Origin of the sequence: Bacteroides zoogleoformans (genome assembly GCF_002998435.1) — a bacterium.
In the GTDB taxonomy this organism is placed as follows: domain Bacteria; phylum Bacteroidota; class Bacteroidia; order Bacteroidales; family Bacteroidaceae; genus Bacteroides; species Bacteroides zoogleoformans.
In genome coordinates, this window is record NZ_CP027231.1 from 2749713 (window position 1) to 2772618 (window position 22906).

21 protein-coding genes are annotated in these 22906 nt (G+C 45.5%); 13 read left to right on the top strand and 8 right to left on the bottom strand.

Going from position 1 to position 22906, the window contains the following annotated elements; all coding sequences use genetic code 11:
* Positions 1-10: 10 nt before the first annotated feature.
* Both C4H11_RS11495 and dnaA read left to right on the top strand, forming a co-directional pair.
* On the top strand, positions 11-904 hold the full coding sequence (locus tag C4H11_RS11495) for an MlaD family protein (RefSeq protein ID WP_106042172.1): 894 nt from the start codon (positions 11-13) through the stop codon (positions 902-904).
* 348 nt (positions 905-1252) lie between these two features.
* A complete protein-coding gene (gene dnaA, locus C4H11_RS11500) occupies positions 1253-2641 on the top strand; it encodes a chromosomal replication initiator protein DnaA (protein ID WP_106042174.1) in 1389 nt (462 codons plus the stop codon).
* Positions 2642-2685: 44 nt separating this feature from the next.
* On the opposite strand, the gene C4H11_RS11505 is transcribed toward dnaA, so the two are convergent.
* The gene (locus C4H11_RS11505; protein WP_164996540.1) at positions 2686-3420 is read right to left on the bottom strand and encodes an NADPH-dependent oxidoreductase; all 735 of its coding nucleotides are present in this window, start codon (positions 3418-3420) and stop codon (positions 2686-2688) included.
* Between the two features lie 341 nt (positions 3421-3761).
* On the opposite strand from C4H11_RS11505, the gene C4H11_RS11510 reads away from it, so the two are divergent.
* From C4H11_RS11510 to C4H11_RS11540, 7 genes are all read left to right on the top strand, one after another.
* Positions 3762-6299 (top strand): adenosylcobalamin-dependent ribonucleoside-diphosphate reductase, encoded by a 2538-nt coding sequence (locus C4H11_RS11510; RefSeq protein WP_106042178.1) that lies wholly within the window; start codon positions 3762-3764, stop codon positions 6297-6299.
* 173 nt (positions 6300-6472) lie between these two features.
* Positions 6473-9172, top strand: a complete 2700-nt coding sequence (locus tag C4H11_RS11515; protein WP_106042180.1) for a 4-alpha-glucanotransferase — start codon at positions 6473-6475, stop codon at positions 9170-9172.
* 61 nt (positions 9173-9233) lie between these two features.
* A complete protein-coding gene (gene folB, locus C4H11_RS11520; RefSeq protein WP_106042182.1) occupies positions 9234-9599 on the top strand; it encodes a dihydroneopterin aldolase in 366 nt (121 codons plus the stop codon).
* Positions 9600-9710: 111 nt separating this feature from the next.
* The gene (locus C4H11_RS11525; protein WP_234819824.1) at positions 9711-11321 is read left to right on the top strand and encodes a tetratricopeptide repeat protein; all 1611 of its coding nucleotides are present in this window, start codon (positions 9711-9713) and stop codon (positions 11319-11321) included.
* Positions 11322-11460: 139 nt separating this feature from the next.
* Positions 11461-11835 (top strand): DUF3244 domain-containing protein, encoded by a 375-nt coding sequence (locus tag C4H11_RS11530; RefSeq protein WP_106042184.1) that lies wholly within the window; start codon positions 11461-11463, stop codon positions 11833-11835.
* 58 nt (positions 11836-11893) lie between these two features.
* Positions 11894-13495 (top strand): hypothetical protein, encoded by a 1602-nt coding sequence (locus C4H11_RS11535; protein ID WP_234819825.1) that lies wholly within the window; start codon positions 11894-11896, stop codon positions 13493-13495.
* A 73-nt stretch (positions 13496-13568) separates the two neighbouring features.
* Entirely contained in the window at positions 13569-14132 is a 564-nt protein-coding gene (locus C4H11_RS11540; protein ID WP_164996541.1) for a DUF5025 domain-containing protein, read from the top strand.
* Positions 14133-14312: 180 nt separating this feature from the next.
* Here C4H11_RS11540 and C4H11_RS11545 read toward each other — a convergent pair whose 3' ends face one another.
* From C4H11_RS11545 to mtaB, 3 genes are read right to left on the bottom strand one after another with little or no spacing between them, the layout of a single operon-like run.
* A complete protein-coding gene (locus C4H11_RS11545) occupies positions 14313-15329 on the bottom strand; it encodes a glycosyltransferase family 2 protein (protein WP_106042190.1) in 1017 nt (338 codons plus the stop codon).
* Positions 15322-16221: a lysophospholipid acyltransferase family protein gene (locus tag C4H11_RS11550; protein ID WP_106042192.1), complete on the bottom strand. Its 900-nt coding sequence runs from the start codon at positions 16219-16221 to the stop codon at positions 15322-15324. Before C4H11_RS11550 ends, C4H11_RS11545 begins: the two co-directional genes overlap by 8 nt.
* On the bottom strand, positions 16218-17549 hold the full coding sequence (gene mtaB, locus C4H11_RS11555; protein ID WP_106043382.1) for a tRNA (N(6)-L-threonylcarbamoyladenosine(37)-C(2))-methylthiotransferase MtaB: 1332 nt from the start codon (positions 17547-17549) through the stop codon (positions 16218-16220). Before mtaB ends, C4H11_RS11550 begins: the two co-directional genes overlap by 4 nt.
* A gap of 84 nt (positions 17550-17633) precedes the next feature.
* Here mtaB and C4H11_RS11560 point away from each other — a divergent pair, with 84 nt between their 5' ends.
* Positions 17634-19307, top strand: a complete 1674-nt coding sequence (locus C4H11_RS11560; RefSeq protein WP_106042194.1) for a long-chain fatty acid--CoA ligase — start codon at positions 17634-17636, stop codon at positions 19305-19307.
* Between the two features lie 159 nt (positions 19308-19466).
* Entirely contained in the window at positions 19467-19673 is a 207-nt protein-coding gene (locus tag C4H11_RS11565) for a hypothetical protein (RefSeq protein WP_106042196.1), read from the top strand.
* A 385-nt stretch (positions 19674-20058) separates the two neighbouring features.
* Here the strand turns inward: C4H11_RS11565 and rplI are convergent, their stop codons facing one another.
* From rplI to rpsF, 3 genes are read right to left on the bottom strand one after another with little or no spacing between them, the layout of a single operon-like run.
* Positions 20059-20508, bottom strand: a complete 450-nt coding sequence (gene rplI, locus C4H11_RS11570; RefSeq protein WP_106042198.1) for a 50S ribosomal protein L9 — start codon at positions 20506-20508, stop codon at positions 20059-20061.
* Between the two features lie 16 nt (positions 20509-20524).
* Positions 20525-20797: a 30S ribosomal protein S18 gene (gene rpsR, locus C4H11_RS11575; protein WP_004288442.1), complete on the bottom strand. Its 273-nt coding sequence runs from the start codon at positions 20795-20797 to the stop codon at positions 20525-20527.
* 2 nt (positions 20798-20799) lie between these two features.
* Positions 20800-21144 (bottom strand): 30S ribosomal protein S6, encoded by a 345-nt coding sequence (gene rpsF, locus C4H11_RS11580; protein ID WP_106042200.1) that lies wholly within the window; start codon positions 21142-21144, stop codon positions 20800-20802.
* Positions 21145-21287: 143 nt separating this feature from the next.
* Between rpsF and C4H11_RS11585 the strand changes: the two genes are divergently transcribed.
* Both C4H11_RS11585 and C4H11_RS14230 read left to right on the top strand, forming a co-directional pair.
* Positions 21288-21734 (top strand): MarR family winged helix-turn-helix transcriptional regulator, encoded by a 447-nt coding sequence (locus C4H11_RS11585; RefSeq protein ID WP_106042202.1) that lies wholly within the window; start codon positions 21288-21290, stop codon positions 21732-21734.
* 199 nt (positions 21735-21933) lie between these two features.
* Positions 21934-22110, top strand: a complete 177-nt coding sequence (locus C4H11_RS14230; protein WP_164996542.1) for a hypothetical protein — start codon at positions 21934-21936, stop codon at positions 22108-22110.
* Positions 22111-22199: 89 nt separating this feature from the next.
* On the opposite strand, the gene rprY is transcribed toward C4H11_RS14230, so the two are convergent.
* A complete protein-coding gene (rprY, locus tag C4H11_RS11595) occupies positions 22200-22901 on the bottom strand; it encodes a response regulator transcription factor RprY (protein ID WP_106042206.1) in 702 nt (233 codons plus the stop codon).
* Positions 22902-22906: the final 5 nt, after the last annotated feature.

The following is a 22906-nucleotide window of genomic DNA, read 5'->3' on the forward strand; positions in this document are numbered from 1 at the left end:
CAGATACATAATGAAGTATATTACAAGGGAAGTTAAAATAGGAATAGCCGGTATAGCCGCACTCTGCATATTGGTATATGGCATTAATTATCTGAAGGGTGTTAACATGTTCAAGCCTTCCACTTATTTCTATGTGGAGTTTCAGAATGTAAATGGGCTGACGAAATCCAGTCCGGTTTTTGCAGATGGTTTCCGGGTAGGCATTGTGCGCGATTTGTATTACGATTATACACGGCCCGGAAAAGTGGTCGCTGAAATAGATGTCAATCCGGAACTGCGCATACCCAAAGGGAGTACGGCGGAATTGGCGGCCGAGATGCTGGGCGGCGTGAAGATGACCTTGTTGCTTGCCAATAATCCGCGCGAGAAATACAATGTAGGAGATACGATTCCCGGTCTATTGAACAGCGGTGTGATGGAAAAAGTTGCTTCTATGATGCCGCAAGTGGAGAAAATATTGCCTAAACTGGATTCTATTCTTGCCTCTTTGAATGGGATATTGGCCGACCCTTCCATAACTGAAACTCTGCACAATGTGCAAAATGTAACGGCCGATATGGCTGTTACAAGCCGGCAACTAAGGGCACTTATGCACACCGACATCCCGCAGCTGACCGGTAAGCTCAATAGCATAGGAGATAACTTTGTTCTCATATCAAACAACCTGAAAGAGATTGACTATGCCGCTGCCATGCAAAAAATAGACGGCACTTTGAAAGATGTAAAAAACATTACAGATAAGATGACAAGAAAAGATAATACCGTCGGACTCTTGCTGAACGATTCTTCTTTATACAATAATCTGAATCTCACCACCGCCAATGCGGCAAGTCTTCTTGAGGACTTGAAAGCGCACCCGAAACGCTATGTCCATTTTTCTTTGTTCGGAAGAAAAAATAAGTAGATGACAGCCTTATATAGATTTTGTCTAAATAGTATCCGGGGCTCTGACTGCAAGAAAAAATGCGCTAATTTCATGTAAGAAGCTGAAAAAGCCCTTTTTACTCCTCTTCTCGGCAGGAGGTTTTTTATTTTTGGTTTTCCGTCAATTTTCTGTGTAACAAGGTGTTGCATAATTCCAATATGGGCATTTCAGAGGGTCGGTTTCCCGAAAAGATAAGTCGCTGAAAGTAAAAGGATTATTGTTCTGTCAAAAAAAACAAGAAAAAAAAGATTTGTTTTTCTCAAATAAGATTGCCAATTTTGCGATTGTAGAAGTTTTGCTTAATCAATAAATGTAGTTGTAGCCGTTATGAGTGAAATAAATCATGTCGGGCTGTGGAACCGTTGTCTTGAGGTGATAAGAGACAACGTGCCGGAGCAGGCATATAAAACATGGTTTCTTCCTATCGCCCCATTGAAATATGAGGACAAAACACTGGTGGTGCAGGTGCCCAGCCAGTTCTTTTACGAGTATCTGGAGGATAAGTATGTAGACTTATTGCGAAAGACGCTCTATAAGGTTATTGGCCAAGGGACACGGTTGATGTATAATATTATGGTTGACAAGAGTTCGCGGAAAACCGTGGATTATGAATCAACGCAGCGTACCATTATCCCTCAAAAAACGGTGGTGGATAAGGCCATTCCGCAAATTCCGGTATCCGAACTGGACCCGCACTTAAATCCGGAGTATAACTTTGAAACATTTATCGAAGGCTATAGCAACAAGTTGTCGCGCAGTGTGGCAGAAGCGGTTGCACTCAATCCGGCCAAAACAATCTTCAACCCGTTGTTCCTGTATGGGGCTTCGGGAGTGGGAAAGACCCACCTGGCTAATGCCATCGGTACCAAGATAAAAGAGCTGTATCCGGAAAAACGCGTGTTGTATGTATCCGCTCACCTCTTTCAGGTGCAATATACTGATTCTGTGCGCAACAATACGACCAACGATTTCATAAACTTCTATCAGACCATTGACGTTTTAATCATTGACGATATACAGGAATTTGCCGGTGTGACTAAAACGCAGAACACTTTCTTTCATATCTTCAATCACCTTCATCAGAATGGCAAGCAGCTCATCCTTACTTCCGACCGTGCGCCGGTGTTGTTGCAAGGCATGGAGGAACGTTTGATTACACGTTTTAAATGGGGCATGGTGGCGGAACTTGAAAAGCCCACCATAGAGCTTCGGAAGAATATTCTGAAAAACAAGATACACCGTGACGGCCTGCGGTTTCCGCAAGAGGTTATCGACTATATTGCAGAGAATGTGGGTGACAGCGTGCGCGATTTGGAAGGTATCGTCATATCTATCATGGCGCATTCCACCATCTATAACAAGGAGGTTGACCTGGAGCTGGCGCAGCGTATCGTCCGCAAGGTGGTGAACAATGAGAATAAAGCCGTGACGGTAGATGATATTATCAATGCCGTGTGCAGGCATTTCGGCGTAGACACGGCCATTATTCACACGAAATCCAGAAAACGTGAAGTGGTGCAGGCCAGGCAGGTGGCCATGTATTTAGCTAAAAGTCATACGGATTTTTCCGCTGCTAAAATCGGGTTGCTCATCGGGCATAAGGATCATGCGACCGTGTTGCATGCTTGCAAGACCATCAAGGAGCTGAAAGAGGTGGATAAAACGTTCCGGGCGGAAATAGACGACATCCGGTCGGTCTTGAAAAAGCCAAACTGAAAAAAGTGTCTTTACGAAGAAGGATAGAAAAGGAGGCAGGGTTTTTAAAAACCCTGCTTTTTCATTGTTTCCCATAGATTCTCCGACATGGCTTCATTGGCTTTCTTTGTATAACGTATGTCGGTGAAGACTTGAGCCAGCGTCTGCTTGTTATTCTCTTGTACGAACTGCCTATTCTGCGGAAGCGATTCTTTATGAGCATACAGCCGGTTGATGTCGTCGGGGGTATAATCACGATAAACTTCGTTGTGTACGAGTGCTTCCAAAGGCAGACGGTCTGTTTGTTCCGGCAGCTCCTCGGGCCATCCCACTGTTACTGTGGTGATGGGGAAGACGAGTTCGGGCAGGTGCAATGTTTCAATAATCATTTGGGGATTGTAAGTGGTGGTGCCCAGATAGCAAATGCCCAATCCTGCTTCTTCGGCGGCTACGCAAAATGTCTGTGCCACCAGTAATGCGTCGACGGCCCCTGTCACAAACCATTCGAAATTGTCATATCCCGGTTCGGCATTTCGTTGCCGGCACCATTTGCTGAAGCGATTCAAATCGATGCAGAAAGTAAGTACCACCGGTGCGGTCTGTACCATCGGTTGGTTAAAATGAGCAGGCGCCAGCTTTGCTTTGCGATCGGCATCGCGCGTCACAATCACGCTGTAAACCTGCATGTTTCCGACTGTGGAAGCCCGGAAGGATGTTTCGAGCAAATCATTTAACAAATCGGCCGGGATGTCTTTGGGTTGGTATTTCCGGATGGTTCTCCGTTGTTTCATGCTTTCCATACTTTCTTTTTTCTGCAAATATAATGTAAATAGGAAATAAAACATATCGGAGCGCCTGAAAAAATCTTTTTTCTGGGATGAAATGGAATATGTTTAAGGCTTATGCAGGCGGTATGATTTTTTCTTTTGGCAAACTTTAAACTTTTGGCATTTTGCTTAAGTTGCAGTATTTTAGATGTTTACTATCCTGTTTTGGGAAACTTTTATTTCCGATGCAAAAAGTTTTGTTTTTGTTTTGTCGGATGGAAAATCGTTTATAAATTTGCAAATACATTTGTTAACGATAAGTATAGCTTCTACAAATTTACTTATTTACAACTGAATCTTATAGAAAAAACATCGTGGAAAAGAAACTTTATTCTTATGATGAAGCCTATAAAGAATCTTTACGATACTTTCAAGGTGACGAACTCGCTGCCAGAGTTTGGGTGAACAAATATGCGGTTAAAGATTCTTACGGAAACATTTACGAGAAATCTCCGGAAGACATGCATTGGAGAATAGCGGATGAAGTGGCTCGCATAGAAGCGAAGTACCCCAATCCGTTGAGTTCGGAAGAACTTTTCAAGTTGCTCGATCACTTTAAGTATATTGTTCCTCAAGGAAGCCCGATGACAGGAATCGGCAATAATTATCAGGTTGCTTCTCTCTCCAATTGCTTTGTAATCGGTGTGGACGGTGAGGCAGATTCCTATGGAGCCATCTTCAAGATAGACGAAGAGCAAGTGCAGCTGATGAAACGCCGCGGCGGGGTGGGGCACGACTTGTCTCATATTCGTCCCAAGGGTTCTCCGGTGAAGAATTCGGCATTGACCTCTACCGGTTTGGTGCCTTTCATGGAGCGTTATTCCAACTCCACCCGCGAAGTGGCCCAAGACGGCCGGCGCGGCGCTTTGATGTTGAGCGTATCCATTAAGCACCCTGACTCGGAAGCGTTTATCGATGCCAAGATGACCGAAGGCAAGGTGACCGGCGCCAATGTGTCGGTGAAGTTGACCGACGACTTCATGCAAGCGGCCGCTGATGGTGAGCCGTATGTTCAGCAATATCCGATTGACGCTGCCGAGCCGAAAGTGAAGAAGAATGTCGATGCGTCTGCCTTGTGGAAGAAGATTGTGCATAACGCATGGAAATCGGCGGAGCCGGGCGTGCTCTTTTGGGATACTATTCTAAGGGAGTCGGTTCCCGATTGTTATGCCGATTTGGGTTATCGTACCGTTTCTACCAATCCTTGCGGTGAAATTCCGTTATGTCCGTATGATTCGTGCCGATTGCTTGCCGTCAATCTTTACTCGTATGTAGTCAACCCGTTTAAAGCGGACGCTTATTTTGACTTTGAACTCTTCAAGAAACATGTAGAGCTGGCTCAGCGCATTATGGACGACATCATCGACCTTGAGCTGGAAAAGATTGAGCGCATCATGCAAAAAATAGATGGCGACCCCGAAGGAGACGAGGTGAAGCAAACCGAGCGTACGCTTTGGCAGAAGATATACAAGAAGAGCGGGCAAGGACGTCGTACGGGCGTAGGTATCACCGCCGAGGGCGACATGCTTGCGGCCTTGGGCTTGCGTTATGGAACGGAGGAGGCTACGGAGTTCTCGGAGAAGGTGCACAAGACCGTGGCGCTTAGCGCATACCGTTCGTCTGTTCGGATGGCCAAGGAAAGAGGTGCTTTTGAGATTTATGATACGGAGCGTGAGAAAAACAACCCGTTCATCAACCGTCTGCGCGAGGCCGATCCGGAAATGTACGAGGAGATGACGAAATACGGGCGCCGCAACATAGCCTGCCTTACCATTGCGCCGACCGGAACAACCAGTCTGATGACACAGACCACTTCGGGCATCGAACCGGTGTTCTTGCCCGTGTACAAACGTCGTCGCAAGGTGAATCCTAACGACACGAATGTGCGCGTGGATTTCATCGACGAAACCGGTGACGCTTTTGAAGAATATATCGTTTTCCATCCCAAGTTCGTGACTTGGATGGAGGCGCAAGGCTACAATCCTGCCCGGCGTTATACGCAGGAGGAGGTGGATGCTTTGGTGGAGCAATCGCCTTATTACAAGGCAACTTCCAACGATGTGGACTGGCTGATGAAGGTAAAGATGCAGGGACGTATCCAGAAATGGGTGGATCACTCCATCAGTGTAACCATCAATCTGCCTCACGATGTGGATGAGGATTTGGTAAATAGATTGTATGTAGAAGCGTGGAAGTCCGGCTGCAAGGGCTGTACGGTCTATCGCGACGGTTCGCGCTCGGGTGTGCTCATTTCTACGAAAAAGGATAAGAAAGCAGAGCTGCCTCCATGCAAGCCGCCTACGGTTGTTGAGACGCGTCCCAGAATATTGGATGCGGATGTCGTGCGTTTTCAGAACAACAAAGAAAAGTGGGTGGCATTCGTAGGATTGTTGGACAACCATCCTTACGAGATATTCACCGGTGTGCTGGATGACGATGAAGGCATCATTCTGCCGAAGAATGTGGTTTCCGGGCATATCATCAAGAATGTGGATGAAAATGGAAACAAACGTTACGACTTCCAGTTTGAAAACAAACGCGGATATAAAGTTACCATCGAAGGGTTGTCCGAGAAGTTCAACAAAGAATATTGGAACTATGCCAAGCTGATTTCCGGCGTATTGCGTTATCGCATGCCCATCGAGCAGGTCATCAAGTTGGTAGGCTCGCTGCAATTGGACAGCGAAAGCATAAATACATGGAAGAATGGTGTGGAGCGTGCTTTGAAGAAATACATTCAGGACGGAACGGAGGCCAAGGGCAAGAAGTGCCCGAACTGTGGCAACGAGACACTGGTCTATCAGGAGGGATGTCTCATCTGTAAGACGTGCGGCGCTTCCCGTTGCGGGTGATAACGCTGAATACGCTGAGGCGTTTTTGTTGCCGGCCGGTCATCGGTGCCTGAACACAAACGTTTGCATAGGATTTTGAGAGTCTTAGATAGCAGTAGTTGCATGATTATGAGTAATATTCTCTATACTTGCATAATCATTGCAGCTACTGCTGTTTCTAAATCTAATATAATATGACACTATCATTTAATATTGAGTATCGTACCAGCTGGGGAGAAGAAGTCAGAGTCCTGGGCTCTATCCCTGAATTAGGTGACAATCGGTTCGATGAGGCATTCTCTCTGCATACGGTGGACGGTATCTGTTGGACGGCGGAACTCGACATCCGGGTTCCGGAAGATAAAACAATCAGGTACGGCTACCATATCTACAAGGACGGCAAACCGGTGCGTTCCGAATGGAACAGCCTGCCGCGTATCTTGCATGTGGCGGACAATCCGAAGAAAACTTACCGTATGGAAGATGGTTGGAAAAATCTGCCGGAACAACAGTATTTCTACACTTCGGCATTCACCGAATCTTTATTGGCGCACCATGACCGCAGTGCCGCTCCTCGCGCTTATAAGAAAGGCTTGTTGATAAAGGCTTATGCTCCTTGCATAGATAGCGATCACTGTCTGGCGCTTTGCGGAAACCAAAAGACATTGGGCGATTGGAATCCTGGCAAGGCGGTTCTTATGAGCGACCTTGACTTTCCCGAATGGCAAATAGAGTTGGATGCCGATAAAATCAGCTTTCCGTTGGAGTATAAGTTCGTTTTATACAATAAGAAAGAAGGCCGTGCAGTGGCTTGGGAGGAGAATCCTAACCGCTATATGGCCAATCTGCAGCTGGCAAGCAATGAGACATTGGTCGTCGGCGATCGTTACGTATATTTCAATCTTCCCGCCTGGAAAGGTTCGGGGGTGGCTGTGCCCGTTTTCTCTCTCCGTTCGGAAAAGAGCTTTGGGGTAGGTGATTTCGGCGACTTGAGGCGCATGATAGATTGGGCGGTAGCCACTCGGCAGAAAGTCGTACAGATTCTGCCCATCAACGATACCACCATGACGCATACCTGGACGGATTCTTATCCTTATAACAGCATCTCCATCTATGCTTTCCATCCCATGTACGCCGATTTGAAACAACTGGGCAGGTTGAAGGATAAAGAGCGGATGGCCGAATTCGACAAGCGTCGGAAGGAGCTGAATGCCTTGTCCACTATAGACTACGAGGCGGTAAATAAAGTGAAATGGGACTATTTCCGTCTCATATTCAAGCAGGAGGGTGAAAAAGTACTGGTTTCGGATGCCTTCCGCAACTTTTATGAAGCCAATAAGGAATGGCTGCGTCCGTATGCTGTCTTCAGCTATCTGCGCGATGCTTATAAAACTCCCAACTTCCGCGAGTGGCCTCGTTATAGCGTCTATGATGCCGCGGAAATAGAGACCTTGTGCCGGCCTGAAGCTGCCGACTATCCGCACATCGCTATCTATTACTATATCCAGTTTAATCTGCACCTGCAACTGCTTGCCGCCACCGAACATGCGCGGGCCAATGGTGTGGTGCTGAAGGGCGATATCCCCATCGGCATCAGCCGCAACAGTGTGGAGGCGTGGACGGAACCTCATTACTTCAACCTGAACGGCCAGGCCGGTGCGCCTCCCGACGACTTCTCGGTGAACGGACAGAACTGGGGATTTCCTACCTACAACTGGGATGTCATGGAGAAAGATGGCTATGCGTGGTGGATGAAACGTTTCAGTAAAATGGCGGAATACTTCGATGCTTATCGCATAGACCATATTCTTGGCTTCTTCCGCATCTGGGAGATACCGATGCATGCCGTGCACGGTCTGTTGGGGCAGTTTGTCCCTGCCTTGGGCATGACGCGCGAGGAGATAGAAAGCTATGGGTTGAGTTTCCGTGAAGACCTCTTCCTGAAGCCCTATATCCACGAGTATTTTCTTGAACAGATGTTCGGTCCCCACACCGGCTACGTGAAACAGACATTTATCGAACCTACGGATGTTTGGGAAGTTTACCGCATGCGTCCGGAGTTCGATACCCAACGTAAAGTAGAAGCTTATTTTGTCGGGAAAACGGATGCTGACAGTATTTGGATTCGTGATGGTCTATACGCCCTTATCAGTAATGTGCTGTTTGTCCCCGACCGTACAGACCCGTATAAATACCATCCCCGCATCGCCGTGCAGCACGATTACGTCTATCGGGCCCTGAACGATTGGGAGAAAGAGGCTTTCAATCGTTTGTACGACGGGTATTATTATCATCGGCACAATGAATTCTGGGGACAGCAGGCCATGAAGAAGCTGCCGCAGTTGACACAATCTACCCGCATGCTGGTGTGTGGCGAAGACCTGGGCATGATTCCCGGCTGTGTGGCGTGGGTGATGAACGAACTGCGCATTCTCTCCTTAGAGATACAGCGTATGCCGAAAGACCCGACGCAGGAGTTCGGGCATCCCGATTGGTATCCTTACCGTTCGGTCTGCACCGTCTCCACGCACGATATGTCAACTCTGCGCGGCTGGTGGGAAGAAGATTATCCGCAGACGCAACGATACTATAACTCCATGCTCGGACACTATGGCAGTGCTCCTTCCGCGGCCACGCCTGAGCTTTGCGAAGAGGTGATACGCAAGCACCTTGAGAGCAACTCCATTTTGTGCATCCTTTCTTTGCAGGACTGGATGTCGATGGACGGGAAATGGCGCAACCCCAATGTGGACGAAGAACGCATCAACGTACCTGCCAACCCGAGGCATTACTGGCGTTGGCGCATGCATCTGACGCTGGAACAGCTGATGAAAGCCGAGAGCCTGAATGAAAAGGTCAGAGGGCTGATTGGGCAGACGGGTAGATTCAAATAATAAATATTTGTCCATCCCGTGAAATATCCGTAAGTTTGCGACAAAGCAACTATCCTTAGTTATGTCCGGTTATATCTTTCTCGATAATCTTCGTTTCTTTGCCCATCACGGAGTGGGCGAACAGGAAACCATTTCGGGCAATGAGTTCACCGTGAACTTGCGGCTGAAAGTGGACTTTACGCGTGTCATGCACACGGACGATGTGGCCGATACCGTCAGCTACGCCGACGTGTACGAAGCCGTGAAAGCGGAAATGGCAATATCTTCCCGACTGTTAGAGCACGTCTGCGGACGAATTACCGACCGCCTGTTTCGCGACTTCCCGTTGATAGAAGAAATCCACTTGAAACTTGCCAAGCGCAATCCGCCCATGGGGGCGGATATTGAAGCGGCAGGTATAGAACTGACCCTTCAACGCCCTCTATAACTTTTATACCTTACATCCTATACGCATGCACAGATGATGATAAACAGAATATATCCGGCGCTGCTTTTGTGCTTGTTTGTTTGTTGCGCCTGCTCGTCCGATAGGCAACAAGTGAAAAAAATCTTCGCACAGGCCGATTCACTACTGAATACGCAACCGGACAGTGCGCTGCGACTGCTGCAAGTACTGCCTGCATCGCAAGAACTATCCCGGAGCGAGAGTGCGTGCTATGCATTGTTGTTGGCGCAGGCCACAGACAAATGCGAGAAACCGCTTTTTCCTTGTGACTCGCTGCTGGACATTGCTTTGGGCTATTATGACAACGATGAAAAGGAATGTGCACTTGCTTTGCTCTACAAAGGAAGATTGGAAGTAGAGATGGATCAAAGTGAAAGAGCCGTCGAATTCTTCCTGAAAGGGCTGAAGGTCATTGCCAAATTTCCCGAAGAAGCAGAAACCCATAGACATCTGCTTAGTTCGTTGGGCAATGAATACTATAATGCGAATCTATATGAAAGAGCCGGCAATACCTATCGGGAGCTATATAAATATTGTACGGCATACAAAGATAAAGCGATAGCGCTGAACAGCCTTGCATCTTACTATTCTGCCATAGAGAAAGACGATTCTTCACTCGTGTTTAAGCATGAAGCCTTGAAATATGCCCGAATGGCGAAAGATTCCGCCACTATTGCCATGTCGGCACACAACCTAAGCATAGATTATTATTGGAGAGATTTACCGGATACTGCGTTGCATTATGCACAGATAGCTTTACAGTGGTATTTTGGCGGTAAAATGCAGAGTCATTATTACGCTCATGTAGGAAGAATCTTTTGGAATAAAGAAAGAACGGATTCTGCCATATACTACATCAATAAGAGTTTGGAAGAAAGTACAAACATCAGAAGAAGGGCCGCTGCATTATTAGACTTATCCAACATCAAAGAAGGGCAGGGAGACTATAAGACTGCCATAGCCTATCTGCAAGAGCATGTCTCGTTGATAGACTCTTTATATGCCTCCGACCGTTCCTCTGAAATACAAAAGCTTATTCATAAATATGACATACAAACCAAGATACATGCCGAAAAAGAAAGAAGCGGGAATCTATTGAGGAATATGATCACAGGCTTTGTTCTTGTTTGCTTGCTTATCGTACTCTTTTTTCGCGCACGCATCAATAAAAGGAAAAGGATGCAGCGTGTTTATGAGGAAAGGTTGGTACAAACCCGGAAGGAACTTTCCATCCTGCAAAACTCCATTGAAGAGAGTCAGCACATCATTACGCTGTTGCAGCATGAACAAAGTGGTTTGATGCAGGAAAAGGAACAGAACCAAAAAGAGATAGAAGAGCGCGAAGCGCGCATCATAAAGCTGCAAGGCGAAAAAATAGACTTATGCAACTGGCTGTTCAAGCAAAGTGCCATATATAAGAAGATAATGAAGCTCTCTGAACAAAAAGTCTCGGATAAGAAAGAACTGAGCGTTTTATCGAGCGATGAACTGGAAAAACTGACGGAAACCATCTTCGATATTTATGCCGATTACATAGCGGAGCAAAAGAGTCTGTATGGCAAGTTGACCAAAGAAGACTTGTTGTATCTGTGCTTGGATAAAATGGGATTTTCCTCTCAAGTCATATCCCTCTGCTTTGGGAATATAGATACACATGCACTGGCTCAAAGAAAATATCGCATAAAAGAGAAAATGCAGAACTGAAAATACGATATTGTGATTGTTGAGAAAGTGAGTCTTTTGTAAATCAGTGTGTTGCGATATTTAAGTGTGATTTGATTTTGGCTGTTATCCCAATTCCTTCTTTTAATTTTGCCTCCGAAACCAATTAATAAAAACAGCAATGAAGGCAAAGACATTTATTTTTCTTTTAGCGGTACTGATTGTGGCACCGATGAATGCGGTAGTAAACCTGCAAAAACGAAAACCACGTGTTAATAAACATTTGGAGGAAGTACGTGCTGTCACTCGTTCTCCCATCAATTATATCATAGATGTAAGTGGTGATGAAACTTGTTTGCAAATCATGTTAAGGTTTCCTTTATCTGATGCAGACATCACTATTACGGATAAAGATGGGAATACTGTAGTTTACGAACCTCAAACATCCGGTTTTGGTGGGAAAGTTTTTTATATCCATACTCCCAAAGCCTATCCTTATATGATAGAGATATCTTCACCAGCAGTGGATATAGTGGGAGAAATCGTGTTGGAATAGAGTATATAATCAATCAAAAACGTTTATCTTAATTATTATTGAAGTAAAAATGAAAAAGATGATTTTTATTTTTGCAAGCATGTTCTTTATGTTTGCATGTACGCAGGAGGAAGGTCTTCGTCCTGCCGATGAGAGTGTGGCGTCTCAAACATCGGAGTTGACTACAGCCGAAGCGCAAGTCAGATTTGCCAAATTATTGTCGCAGGCGGCTTCAGGTAGTATAGAGGTGCGCCGGTTCTTGCAAAAAGAAGCAACGAAGCAGTTCGACAACGATTATGATGTGTTTTATCCGCTTGTGAAGAACAAGATTGTTGCCGATGGTAGAAGCTTCAGGGACATTCTGCTTTCTTACACCACAGACCCGAAAGAACTGGCAGAAATCGAACAATCGCAATTATTGCTGAATATCTTGATTCCGGATTTAACACTTTTCTGGGACTTCAATGCAGAGAAGTGGGATGTGAACGATGCCGAAATAGTGGTGATGTGCCGGGATGACGAGAGTGACACCATGTATGAGAATGGAGAGAACATAGGCCAAATGGAGAAAGGGGAAATTCCCGGATTTCCTTGCTTGGTGGTCAAGAATAATGAACGTATGAGGGTGAAAAGTGTAAATACCCGATCGGGAGAAGCAACCTACGAGTTTGCAAGCGATGCGTTCGATGGCAGCAAGCGGACGGAAAGGCCGGTGACACGGCATTGGGAGAGAGATGTGCCATTGGAAAAAACGGAAGATTTGTCTAAGGGAGTCAGCCCAAGCATCTTTAGAGCGGATATTGTACAAGCATGGGAAGAATTTAAAGGTATGACTCAGGCCTATCAAAGGGATTATATTTATTATGGCATTACCAAAGAAAACAAACCCGGCAATTTGAATAGAGCCATCAGAGAAGAACTGTTTCGGTTCAGGGTTCAGCCGGAGGCGTTCAGCAGAATTGCAGACCAAGAAAATAAAGACCCTAAATTAGAGACTACTTCGGAGAGAAAAAGATTTCTGACCAACCAAGAAATAATAAAGAGGGTATGGAATGACGGAAAATTTGAGCTTTACTTTAAAACGTATGTTAGCTCTGATGTAAATGGTCAGGCTATGGAGCATATACTCCCATTCTCTGTTTCTGCCAAAGATCTGTTTTCCATAGAGAAAGTGCATGTTCATCATCGGAACAGCACAGCTTTCAGGCGTTCTAAGAACACTTACTCCGTGGATTCGAAGAATTTGAGGTCTAAATGGTATTACCCTAGGGCTAGTTCTTATGGCGATAGCTATGTGTTCACGCTACCTTGGGATTTATATAGCAAGTCATTGGCAATACATATATTTGTAGAAGAACGTGATGATGACCAAATATTAAAAGAGAAAAGAGTCGTTTTGAATGAGTTTTCCAGTAAGATGGACTTCTCCTTGGATGCAGGAACAGAGATTTCCGGGGTGAAGCTTGCAGCTAAATTAGGCTATGGCATTTCAACAACAACCACTAACACTTCGGAAGCGGAAATCAGCACCACAGTGGGTTCTGATAAGTTGGGTACGCTTTCTTTCTTCTATTATGACCCTGTCATCAGGGGTGAACGTAATGGATTATACGATCTATATAGCGTATTTAACGGTACGGTAGAAGCAACTTTATTGCCAAGAGATATTTATAGATATTGATAAATGTGTATTTTTGCATATCAGTTGGAACAATAGCTATAAATTATCTTACTTACAATAAATAATAATGGATATGAAGAATATTTCAACCATTCTTGCATGCTTATTCTTTGGTATTCTCGTTTTCTCTTCGTGTCACAAGGACGAAGAAATCAACCCAAAAGATCTTGCTACATGGGGATATTTCGAAGGAACTATCAATGGGAAAGTTGTTTCCTTTGAAAATGAAGGCTGGGAAGATCGTATAAATAAGATGAATTGCAAAGAATATATTGTGGGGAGCTACCCGCGTGTAAAGGGGAGTCGTATAGGTATCTGTAAGCTGGGTGAACCGGGGAAAGAGTACGACTTGGCGGTAGCTTTCATGCTTATGAATCCGAAAGTGGGAACGCGGTATATTGCAAATCACCCACCAGTCAATTTTGAAACATATGATTATGATTGGGTGATAGCTTATAACTCCGATCAAATGTACTGTCTCACTCCTCGTCCCGACAAACCCGTGAAAGTGGATATCACGTCTGTGGAATATGATGAAGAGGGCTGGCCTCGTATCATTGAAGGCGAAATAGACGGTGTGCTCTACTTCAGGGATCAAGACTCGATTACTATCAAAGGTAAGTTCGGGGTGAAATGATAGAAGCATACAAAAGTATTGCTGTCTGCTGAAACTTACGATTAAGCATTTTTCACCATCTGCAATGCCTATGAACGGGCGTTGCGGATGGGTGCTTTTAAAACTCCTATATCAAAGGCCCAAGATTCAAAGAGGAAACCTTTGGGTGCAAAGAAATACATTTGGCTATAATTTTTTACTTTATAATTGAGAGAAGTGCTTCTTTCCGTATACATAAAACTGTGCCAAGATGCTGATTGCTTTTCGTTCGGGTATGGCCGGAAGGATGGTTTTTGCCATGTTCTCTTCGCGGGAGGCTGTGAACGACCGGCGCAGGGAGGCATAGGAGCGACGTGCGCGGATCACAGCCAATGCGTTGGGTATCTGTCCTTTCAGGAGAAAACTTAATGCCGCCGCATAATCGAGCACTGCACGTGTGCGCATCACGGAGTGCAACTCTTCGTGGGGCAGATTTTTATATAACATGATGAGATTGTTACGGAAATTGAGAAATGTTTTGTGCGGGTTCTCTTTCTTCAAAGTGGCGCCACCCACATGGAAGACCACACTCCGAGGCACGCACACCAGCTGCCTCCCCCGTGAGCGAAGGCGCCAACATAAATCTATCTCTTCCATGTGAGCAAAGAAGCGGCCATCCAAACCTCCTGCTTGCCAATAATCTACAAGCCGGATGAATAGGGCGGCACCCGTAGCCCAAAAGATGGGCAGAACCGTGTCGTATTGAGCATTGTCGGTCTCTATCACTCCCATGATGCGCCCCCGGCAGTAAGGATAGCCGTAGCGGTCGATAAATCCTCCGGCTGCACCGGCATACTCAAATTTATCTTTCTGTCGCCAACTGCGTATTTTGGGTTGGCAAGCGGCCACTTCAGGATGAACGTCCATGTATGAAACAAGCGGGAGGAGCCACTGTTCGGTGACTTCTACATCCGAATTGAGCAGAACCACGTATTCTGCCGAGACCTGCTTCAGGGCGAGATTGTATCCATCGGCAAAGCCATGATTCTCTTTCAGCAGAATCTGGCGGACGGAGGGGAATTCACGGCGAAGCATCTCTACCGAGGCATCGGTAGAACCGTTGTCGGCTACATATACGGCGGTGTCGTCCGCTTGAGAGAAGCGCAGAACGGAAGGTAGAAAAGAACGTAGCATCTCGCATCCGTTCCAGTTTAATATGACAATTGCTGTTTTATCCATGGTGTGCTGTCGTTTCATGTTTCAGTTTCCAACGTTTGTGCGACCAAAACCAATAAGCCGGTTCGCGGCGGATGGTCTGCTCCAAGCGACGGACAAAGCATTCGGTGATTTCGCCATCGGCCATTTTTTTCGGAGTCTCGGTAATCAAGTCGAAGGAAACCTTGCAGTGTCCTCGTCCGGTCTTTTGCAACTCGGCATAAAAGACCGGGAATCCCATCATTTTGGCTATTCGTTCGGCACCATCCATGAATACGGTATTCTGATGAAGAAACGTTGTCCAGTAGTTGGCTTCATTGCGGTTGGGCGACTGGTCGGTTATCAGCCCCAGTGCCATGCGCTTGTTTTCGCGGCGGAGTTTGATGATTTCTCTTACGGTGGAATGCTTGGGGATGTTGTAACCTCCGAAGCGGGAACGGATCAGTTTGAACATCTCATCCATATGTTTGTTGCGTAACGGCTTATAGATCTGTCCGGTGATATCGCCCGGTTTCATGACAGCAGCCATGCCGGTCAGCCATTCAAAATTGGCATAGTGGGGAATCATGACGACGATGCCGCCGTGTTTTTCTATCATCTCAAGAAAGAGGTCCGTCTTTTCGTAGATCATTCTTTGCCGAAGGTCATCAAAAGACATGCGGAACATCTTTACCTCCTCTAACATGTAGTCGCAGAGGTAATGGTAGAAGCAACGCTCTATTTCACGCAACTCCCGCTGTGACTTCTCCGGAAAAGAGCGGCTGAGGTTGCGGCGAACCACCTTCTTGCGATAATGCACCACGTGGCGTATCAGAAAGTACATCCCGTCGGACAGTATATAAAGCATTCGGAAAGGAAGCAGTGCCACAAGCCACATGCCGGCGTAGGTCAGCCAATAGAGCATTTTTGATCTCATATTTCTCGGTCGCTTAAAACGGTTCCTTGCAGAGCAGTGCCATCTTCATTGAAATCTCCCAAAAGCACCGGCACTATCTGATTGTCGATCGAGACATCGTATGGCATCTCTACACGGATGTAGTTGGGTGTGAAACCATGCATGGGCAATCCCGGTTTGGGGCGTTCCGGCAATACGGGCATTCTCTGTCCGATGAAGCGCGCGTAGAAAGCCCTTGTCTTCTCGTCCGACAGGGTCAGGAGACGTTGGCTTCGGGCGTGCTTTTCTTCGGGCGTCACCACGTGGTCGATATGTAAGGCCTGCGTTCCCGGTCTTTCCGAATAGCTGAACACATGTAGTTGGGTCATATCCGTTTCTTCAATGAACCGGTAGGCTTGCTCGAAAAACGCTTCGGTTTCTCCACGGGTGCCGACTATTATATCTACCCCGATGAAAGCGTCGGGCATTCTCTCTTTTATCTTCTTTATCTTCGAGGCAAACAATGCGGTGTCGTAACGGCGGCGCATCATTTTCAGCACTTCATCACAGCCCGATTGCAGGGGGATGTGGAAATGGGGCATGAACCGTTGCGAGCGTGACACGTATTCGATGATCTCATCTGTCAGAAGGTTAGGCTCGATGGAAGAAATGCGGTAACGCTCAATGCCTTCTACTGCATCCAAGGCTTTCACAAGATCAAAGAAGTTCTCTCCGGTGCTCTTACCGAAATCTCCGATGTTGACACCCGTCAGTACGATTTCCTTTCCACCTTCGGCTGCCGCTTGTCGGGCTTGCTCCACCATAGAGGCTATGGAACCGTTGCGGCTTCGCCCGCGGGCGAAAGGAATGGTGCAATAGGAACAGTAATAGTCGCATCCATCCTGCACTTTCAGAAAAAAACGGGTACGGTCGCCGCGCGAGCACGATGGGGCAAAGGAACGGATGTCCTTCAGGGCAGAAGTGTATGCCTCGCCGGTTTCGTGCTTTTGCAGGTTGCCCAAATAATGGAGCAGGTCTTTTTTTTGTTCGGCACCAAGCACAACGTCCACTCCTTCTATATCAGCCACCGTCTCCGGTTTCAGCTGGGCATAGCAGCCGGTCACTACAACAAAGGCTCCCGGATGCTGTTTCACTAATTTGTGAATGGCCTGGCGGCATTTCTTGTCTGCCACTTCCGTCACCGAACAAGTGTTTACCACACAGATATCCGCTTTCTCCCCTTTGCGTGCCGTGCGTACGCCTGCTTCTCTCAGCATCTTGCCGATGGTGGAGGTTTCCGAGAAGTTCAGTTTGCATCCCAGCGTATAGTAAACCGCTGTCTTATCTTGGAATATATTGGTATCTATCATGAACATATAACACTTTTCGAGTGCAAAGATATGTATAATTAATCTATTTTTCCTATTTTTGCGCATTCAACAAAAGAATGTGCAATGATACAGGAAAATTTTATCAAACTATATGAGCATAGTTTTCGTGAGAATTGGGATCTTCCCTGCTATACGGATTATGGAGAGGATGAAAGCTATACTTATGGCGAGGTGGCTCAAGAGATAGCCAAGTTGCATTTGCTCTTCAAGCATTGCCGTTTGCGTCGTGGCGACAAAATTGCCGTCATCGGTAAGAACAATGCCCGCTGGTGCATTGCCTATATGGCTACCATCACTTATGGAGGCATCGTGGTTCCTATCTTGCAGGATTTCAATCCTAACGACGTACACCATATCGTGAACCATTCGGAGTCGGTGTTCCTTTTCACCAGCGACAGCATTTGGGAACATCTGGAAGAAGATTCGCTCACGGGATTGCGCGGTGTGTTCTCACTGACTGATTTTCGTTGTTTGTATCAACGTGACGGGGAAACCATCCAGCGTTTCCTAAAGCATCTGAACGATGAAATGTCAGTTGCTTACCCGGCGGGTTTCCGAAAAGAAGATGTGGTATATACGGAGCTTTCAAACGACAAGGTCATGTTGCTGAACTATACTTCGGGCACCACCGGATTCAGCAAGGGAGTAATGCTCACGGGTAATAATCTGGCAGGTAATGTTACTTTCGGCATACGTACCGGATTGCTGGCAAAAGGAGATAAGGTGCTTTCTTTCCTGCCTTTGGCGCATGCTTACGGCTGCGCTTTCGATTTTCTCACCGCCACGGCTGTCGGTACTCATGTCACCCTGTTGGGAAAAGTGCCTTCTCCCAAAATCTTGATGAAGGCATTTGAGGAGGTAAAACCTAACTTGATTATCACTGTTCCTCTTGTCATCGAAAAGATCTATAAGAATGTCATTCAGCCCATCATCAGCAAAAAGTCCATGAAGTGGGCGCTCAATATTCCTTTGCTCGACGGACAGATATACGGGCAAATACGAAAAAAACTGATTGACGCGCTGGGCGGGCGGTTCAAGGAGGTGATTATAGGAGGTGCGGCCATGAATCCGGAAGTGGAGGAGTTCTTTCACCGTATCAAGTTCCCATTCACCATCGGTTATGGTATGACCGAATGCGCTCCTCTTATCAGTTATGCCCCGTGGAATGAGTTTGTACCCACTTCTTCCGGGCGAGTGCTTGATATCATGGAGGCTCGTATCCATAAAGAGAACCCGGATGATAAGCTGGGTGAAATTCAGGTGCGCGGTGAAAATGTCATGGTGGGCTATTATAAGAATCCGGAGGCCACCAAGGAGGTCTTTACTGAGGACGGATGGTTGCGTACCGGCGACTTGGGCACGTTGGACGACAACAACAATTTGTATATTCGCGGACGCAGCAAAACGATGATTCTCTCTTCCAGCGGGCAGAATATCTTTCCCGAAGAAATAGAGGCTCGTCTTAATAATCTGCCTTTTGTACTTGAAAGTCTTGTCATTGAGCGGAATAAGAAACTGGTGGCATTGGTTTATGCCGACTATGAAGCTTTGGATTCATTGGGGCTGAATCAGCCGGAGCACCTTAAGACCATCATGGACGAGAACCTTAAGAATCTGAATAACAGCGTAGCTGCTTATGAGAAAGTCAGCCAGATTCAGCTCTATCCCACGGAATTTGAGAAAACGCCTAAGAGAAGCATCAAAAGGTATTTATATAATACTATTGCAGAAGAATAACATGTTGTATAACATGTTGGTAATCTATTTTTTAGGCTTGTCTCGAAAAAATATATAAAAAAAGTTGAGGTTTCGAGAACAACGTATTCAAAAAGTACATAACTTTGCACCGTTTTAATAAAGCAAATGATTGTATTACGTTTTTAAAAAGCAAAGAAAATGAAAAAATTAGTTTTGATGGCAGCAGCTATCGTAGCAGTATCTTTCGCATCTTGTGGTAACAAAGCAGCTAACGCAGAACAAGCAGCAGCTGATTCAATCCGTATCGCTGACTCAATCGCAGCTGTAGAAGCAGCCGCAGCCGAAGCAGCCGCAGCAGCCGCTGATACTGTAGCCGTAGATAGCGCAGCAGTTGTAGCTGAATAATCAGCGCAACCTGAGAGAATTGAAAGTCTGACGTGCATACGCACACCAGACTTTTTTTGTGCCCTTTTACGTGCATCGCAGAGAAGCTGTACCCCCAAAAGTGACCTTGTTTACGTTTGCGTACAAAGAACTTCGTACACAAAAAATGACTCCATGCAAAACGTCGATTCTGTTTTCATGAAAAACTCATCGTATTTTTACTAAAATCCAAGGGAAAATTACTAAAAATCCGGCGAGTTTTTAGTAAAACGTATCATGTTGATTTTCAGATAAGGGCAAAGAAACAGTATGTTGAATATGATTACTTCTCACTCACGCCTCAAAAAAGTAAAAGTCCGGCTTCTCAATAAGAGAAGCCGGACTTTTACACACACATCATGATTATTTATGCCTCTTCAGCGACCACCTCGAAAGGAACTTCTACGGAAACTTCCTTGTGCAGTTTGACAACAGCCTTATAGTTGCCAATTTCTTTCACGGTCTCTTTGATAATGATGATCTTGCGATCAATGTTGTGACCTAATTTAGCCAGCTCTTCAGCAATCTGAATATTGCCTACAGAGCCAAAGATGGTTCCTGTGGAGCTTACCTTGGTAGCAATCTTCAAAGAAACGCCTTCCAGCTTAGCGGCCAATTCTTCGGCATCCTTTTTGATTTTCTCCAACTTGTGGGCACGTTGCTTTAACTCTTCCGCCAACATTTTCTTTGCTGCCGGGGAAGCAATGACAGCCTTGCCGGTAGGGATGAGGTAGTTACGACCATAACCGGATTTTACGGTTACGATATCGTTCTTATAACCCAAGTTTACGATGTCTTCTTTCAATATAATTTCCATACTTTCCTCCTCCTAATTATTTCATCATGTCAGTTACATAAGGCAGCAATGCCAAGTGGCGTGCCCTTTTCACAGCTTGAGCTACACGGCGCTGGAACTTCAGTGAAGTACCGGTGATGCGGCGTGGAAGAATCTTGCCTTGCTCATTCAAGAATTTCTTCAAGAATTCAGGGTCTTTATAATCAATGTACTTGATACCGCTTTTCTTGAAACGGCAATACTTCTTCTTCTTAACGTCTACTGAGGGCGGAGTTAAATATCTTATTTCTGATTGAACTTGTTGTGCCATGATTAATCCTCCTTTTTAGTTGATTTAACACTTCTTCTTTTCGCAGCATATTCAGCGGCGTATTTGTCTTGCTTGAAAGTCAAGAAACGAATCACGCGCTCGTCACGGCGGAAGTTAACTTCCAGTTTCTCAATGACAGTAGGTTCTGCCTTGAATTCAATCAGCTGATAGAAACCGGTTGACTTCTTCTGGATGGGGTATGCCAGCTTTTTCAGTCCCCAGTTTTCTTCATTTACAATCTCGGCGCCTTCGTCTGTAAGGATGCCTTTGAATTTCTCTACCGCTTCCTTCATCTGAACATCAGACAAAACGGGAGTTAAAATGAAAACGGTTTCGTATTGATTCATACTCATTTAATTAAAAAATAAATTATTTGTTTTATGCGGGTGCAAAGGTAGGTATTTTATTTTGAACTGCAAAAATAAGCGGACTTATTTTGTTTTCTCTGCTGCTTACATTATCTTTGCAAAGTTGTTTAAACAATAATTTCATGATAGAGCAATTTAACTTCGACATCCGGCTTATTTTTGCCATTCTGAACGGCAAGGTGTCGGCAGCCATCAATCGTAAGCTGTCTCGCAACTTTCGGCAGGATGGTCTGGAAATCACTCCGGAACAATGGACCGTACTTCTCTTTTTGTGGGAAAAAGACGGGGTCACTCAGCAGGAGTTGTGCAATGCGACCTTTAAGGACAAACCCAGTATGACGCGTCTCATTGACAATATGGAGCGGCAGCATCTTGTTGTGCGTATATCGGATAAAAAAGACCGGCGTACTAATCTTATTCATTTGACCAAAGATGGCAAGGAACTTGAGGAGCGTGCTCGTGTCATTGCCAATCAGACCCTTAAAGAAGCTTTGCAAGGTATTGGAGTGGAGGATCTTAGAGTGAGTCAGGAAGTGCTGAGGAAAATTTTCTTCAATACCAAAGACTGAAGTTAAATGATTGGCGGTTACCGTTAGTGTCAAGTCGGTGGTATGAAGATGGTGGTGGATGTCGTTTTTTCAGCCGTCATTTTCCTTTCTTTATTAAAATATGGTTTTTTTGCAGAAATAATTTCGCTTGTTAAAGAATTATGCTTTTCTTTGTGACAAGAATACGAAAGAATATAATAATCAATTAAAATACATACGCATGAAAGGCTTATTAAAAAATTTGGGATTGATATTGGTCTTGATAGGGGCACTGATCTTAATGGCATGTTCCTTTACGGGAAATGTAAACAACAACGCCATCTTGGGCATTTCCGTTGTTTTAGTCGTCGTTGGCTTGGTTTCCTACATTGCCATCAACAAGAGGCTGGCCGATTGACATCGAAAAAAAAGCAAGAATAAAAAAGGCGGTTGCGCATATGCGCAAACCGCCTTTTTTATTCTTGTTATCCTGGAAAGGTGATTTTATCAGCCTTCAACTTCCGGAGTGATCAGTTTATATCCTTTGCCGTGAATGTTGATGATTTCGATGGATTCGTCTTCTTTCAAATGTTTGCGCAGTTTGGTGATGTATACGTCCATGCTGCGTGCATTGAAATAGTTGTCGTCAATCCAAATCGTCTTCAGTGCAAAGTCGCGTTGCAAAATTTCATTTGCATGCGCGCAAAGCAGTCCGAGCAGTTCCGACTCTTTGGTTGTCAGTTTGGTCTGTTTTTCAGGAGTAGCCAGAATCTGTTTCTGAGTGTCAAACGTGAATTTTCCAATCTTATAGATATTGCTCTCTTTGTTCTTCTTTCCGCGAACGCGTCTCAGGATGGCTTCTATTCTGAATGTCAGTTCTTCCATGCTGAAAGGTTTGGTGATATAATCATCCGCACCAATCTTAAAGCCTTCCAGAATATCTTCCTTCAATGTCTTTGCCGTGAGGAAGATGATGGGGATTTCGGCATTGGAGGCACGGACTTCTTGTGCCAACGTGAAACCGTCTTTCTTCGGCATCATCACATCGAATACACATAAGTCGTATTTGTTCTTCAGGAAAGCTTTGTATCCTGCTTCTCCGTCCGGATATAACTCGGCGGCATAACCCTTCGCCTGTAAATATTCTCTCAAAAGCATGCCAAGATTCTCGTCATCTTCGCACAGCAAAATGTGCAGTTTTTCGTCCATATCAA

Coding starts and splice junctions, on each gene's coding strand:
- C4H11_RS11535 (WP_234819825.1), top strand. CDS start 11,894: ATGATTTTTATTTTTGCAAGCATGTTCTTTATGTTTGCATGTACGCAG.
- C4H11_RS11540 (WP_164996541.1), top strand. CDS start 13,569: ATGAAGAATATTTCAACCATTCTTGCATGCTTATTCTTTGGTATTCTC.
- C4H11_RS11530 (WP_106042184.1), top strand. CDS start 11,461: ATGAAGGCAAAGACATTTATTTTTCTTTTAGCGGTACTGATTGTGGCA.
- mtaB (WP_106043382.1), bottom strand. CDS start 17,549: ATGATAGATACCAATATATTCCAAGATAAGACAGCGGTTTACTATACG.
- C4H11_RS11545 (WP_106042190.1), bottom strand. CDS start 15,329: ATGGATAAAACAGCAATTGTCATATTAAACTGGAACGGATGCGAGATG.
- C4H11_RS11550 (WP_106042192.1), bottom strand. CDS start 16,221: ATGAGATCAAAAATGCTCTATTGGCTGACCTACGCCGGCATGTGGCTT.
- folB (WP_106042182.1), top strand. CDS start 9,234: ATGTCCGGTTATATCTTTCTCGATAATCTTCGTTTCTTTGCCCATCAC.
- rpsF (WP_106042200.1), bottom strand. CDS start 21,144: ATGAATCAATACGAAACCGTTTTCATTTTAACTCCCGTTTTGTCTGAT.
- rplI (WP_106042198.1), bottom strand. CDS start 20,508: ATGGAAATTATATTGAAAGAAGACATCGTAAACTTGGGTTATAAGAAC.
- C4H11_RS11505 (WP_164996540.1), bottom strand. CDS start 3,420: ATGGAAAGCATGAAACAACGGAGAACCATCCGGAAATACCAACCCAAA.
- dnaA (WP_106042174.1), top strand. CDS start 1,253: ATGAGTGAAATAAATCATGTCGGGCTGTGGAACCGTTGTCTTGAGGTG.
- C4H11_RS11585 (WP_106042202.1), top strand. CDS start 21,288: ATGATAGAGCAATTTAACTTCGACATCCGGCTTATTTTTGCCATTCTG.
- C4H11_RS14230 (WP_164996542.1), top strand. CDS start 21,934: ATGAAAGGCTTATTAAAAAATTTGGGATTGATATTGGTCTTGATAGGG.
- C4H11_RS11560 (WP_106042194.1), top strand. CDS start 17,634: ATGATACAGGAAAATTTTATCAAACTATATGAGCATAGTTTTCGTGAG.
- C4H11_RS11565 (WP_106042196.1), top strand. CDS start 19,467: ATGAAAAAATTAGTTTTGATGGCAGCAGCTATCGTAGCAGTATCTTTC.
- rprY (WP_106042206.1), bottom strand. CDS start 22,901: ATGGACGAAAAACTGCACATTTTGCTGTGCGAAGATGACGAGAATCTT.
- rpsR (WP_004288442.1), bottom strand. CDS start 20,797: ATGGCACAACAAGTTCAATCAGAAATAAGATATTTAACTCCGCCCTCA.
- C4H11_RS11515 (WP_106042180.1), top strand. CDS start 6,473: ATGACACTATCATTTAATATTGAGTATCGTACCAGCTGGGGAGAAGAA.
- C4H11_RS11495 (WP_106042172.1), top strand. CDS start 11: ATGAAGTATATTACAAGGGAAGTTAAAATAGGAATAGCCGGTATAGCC.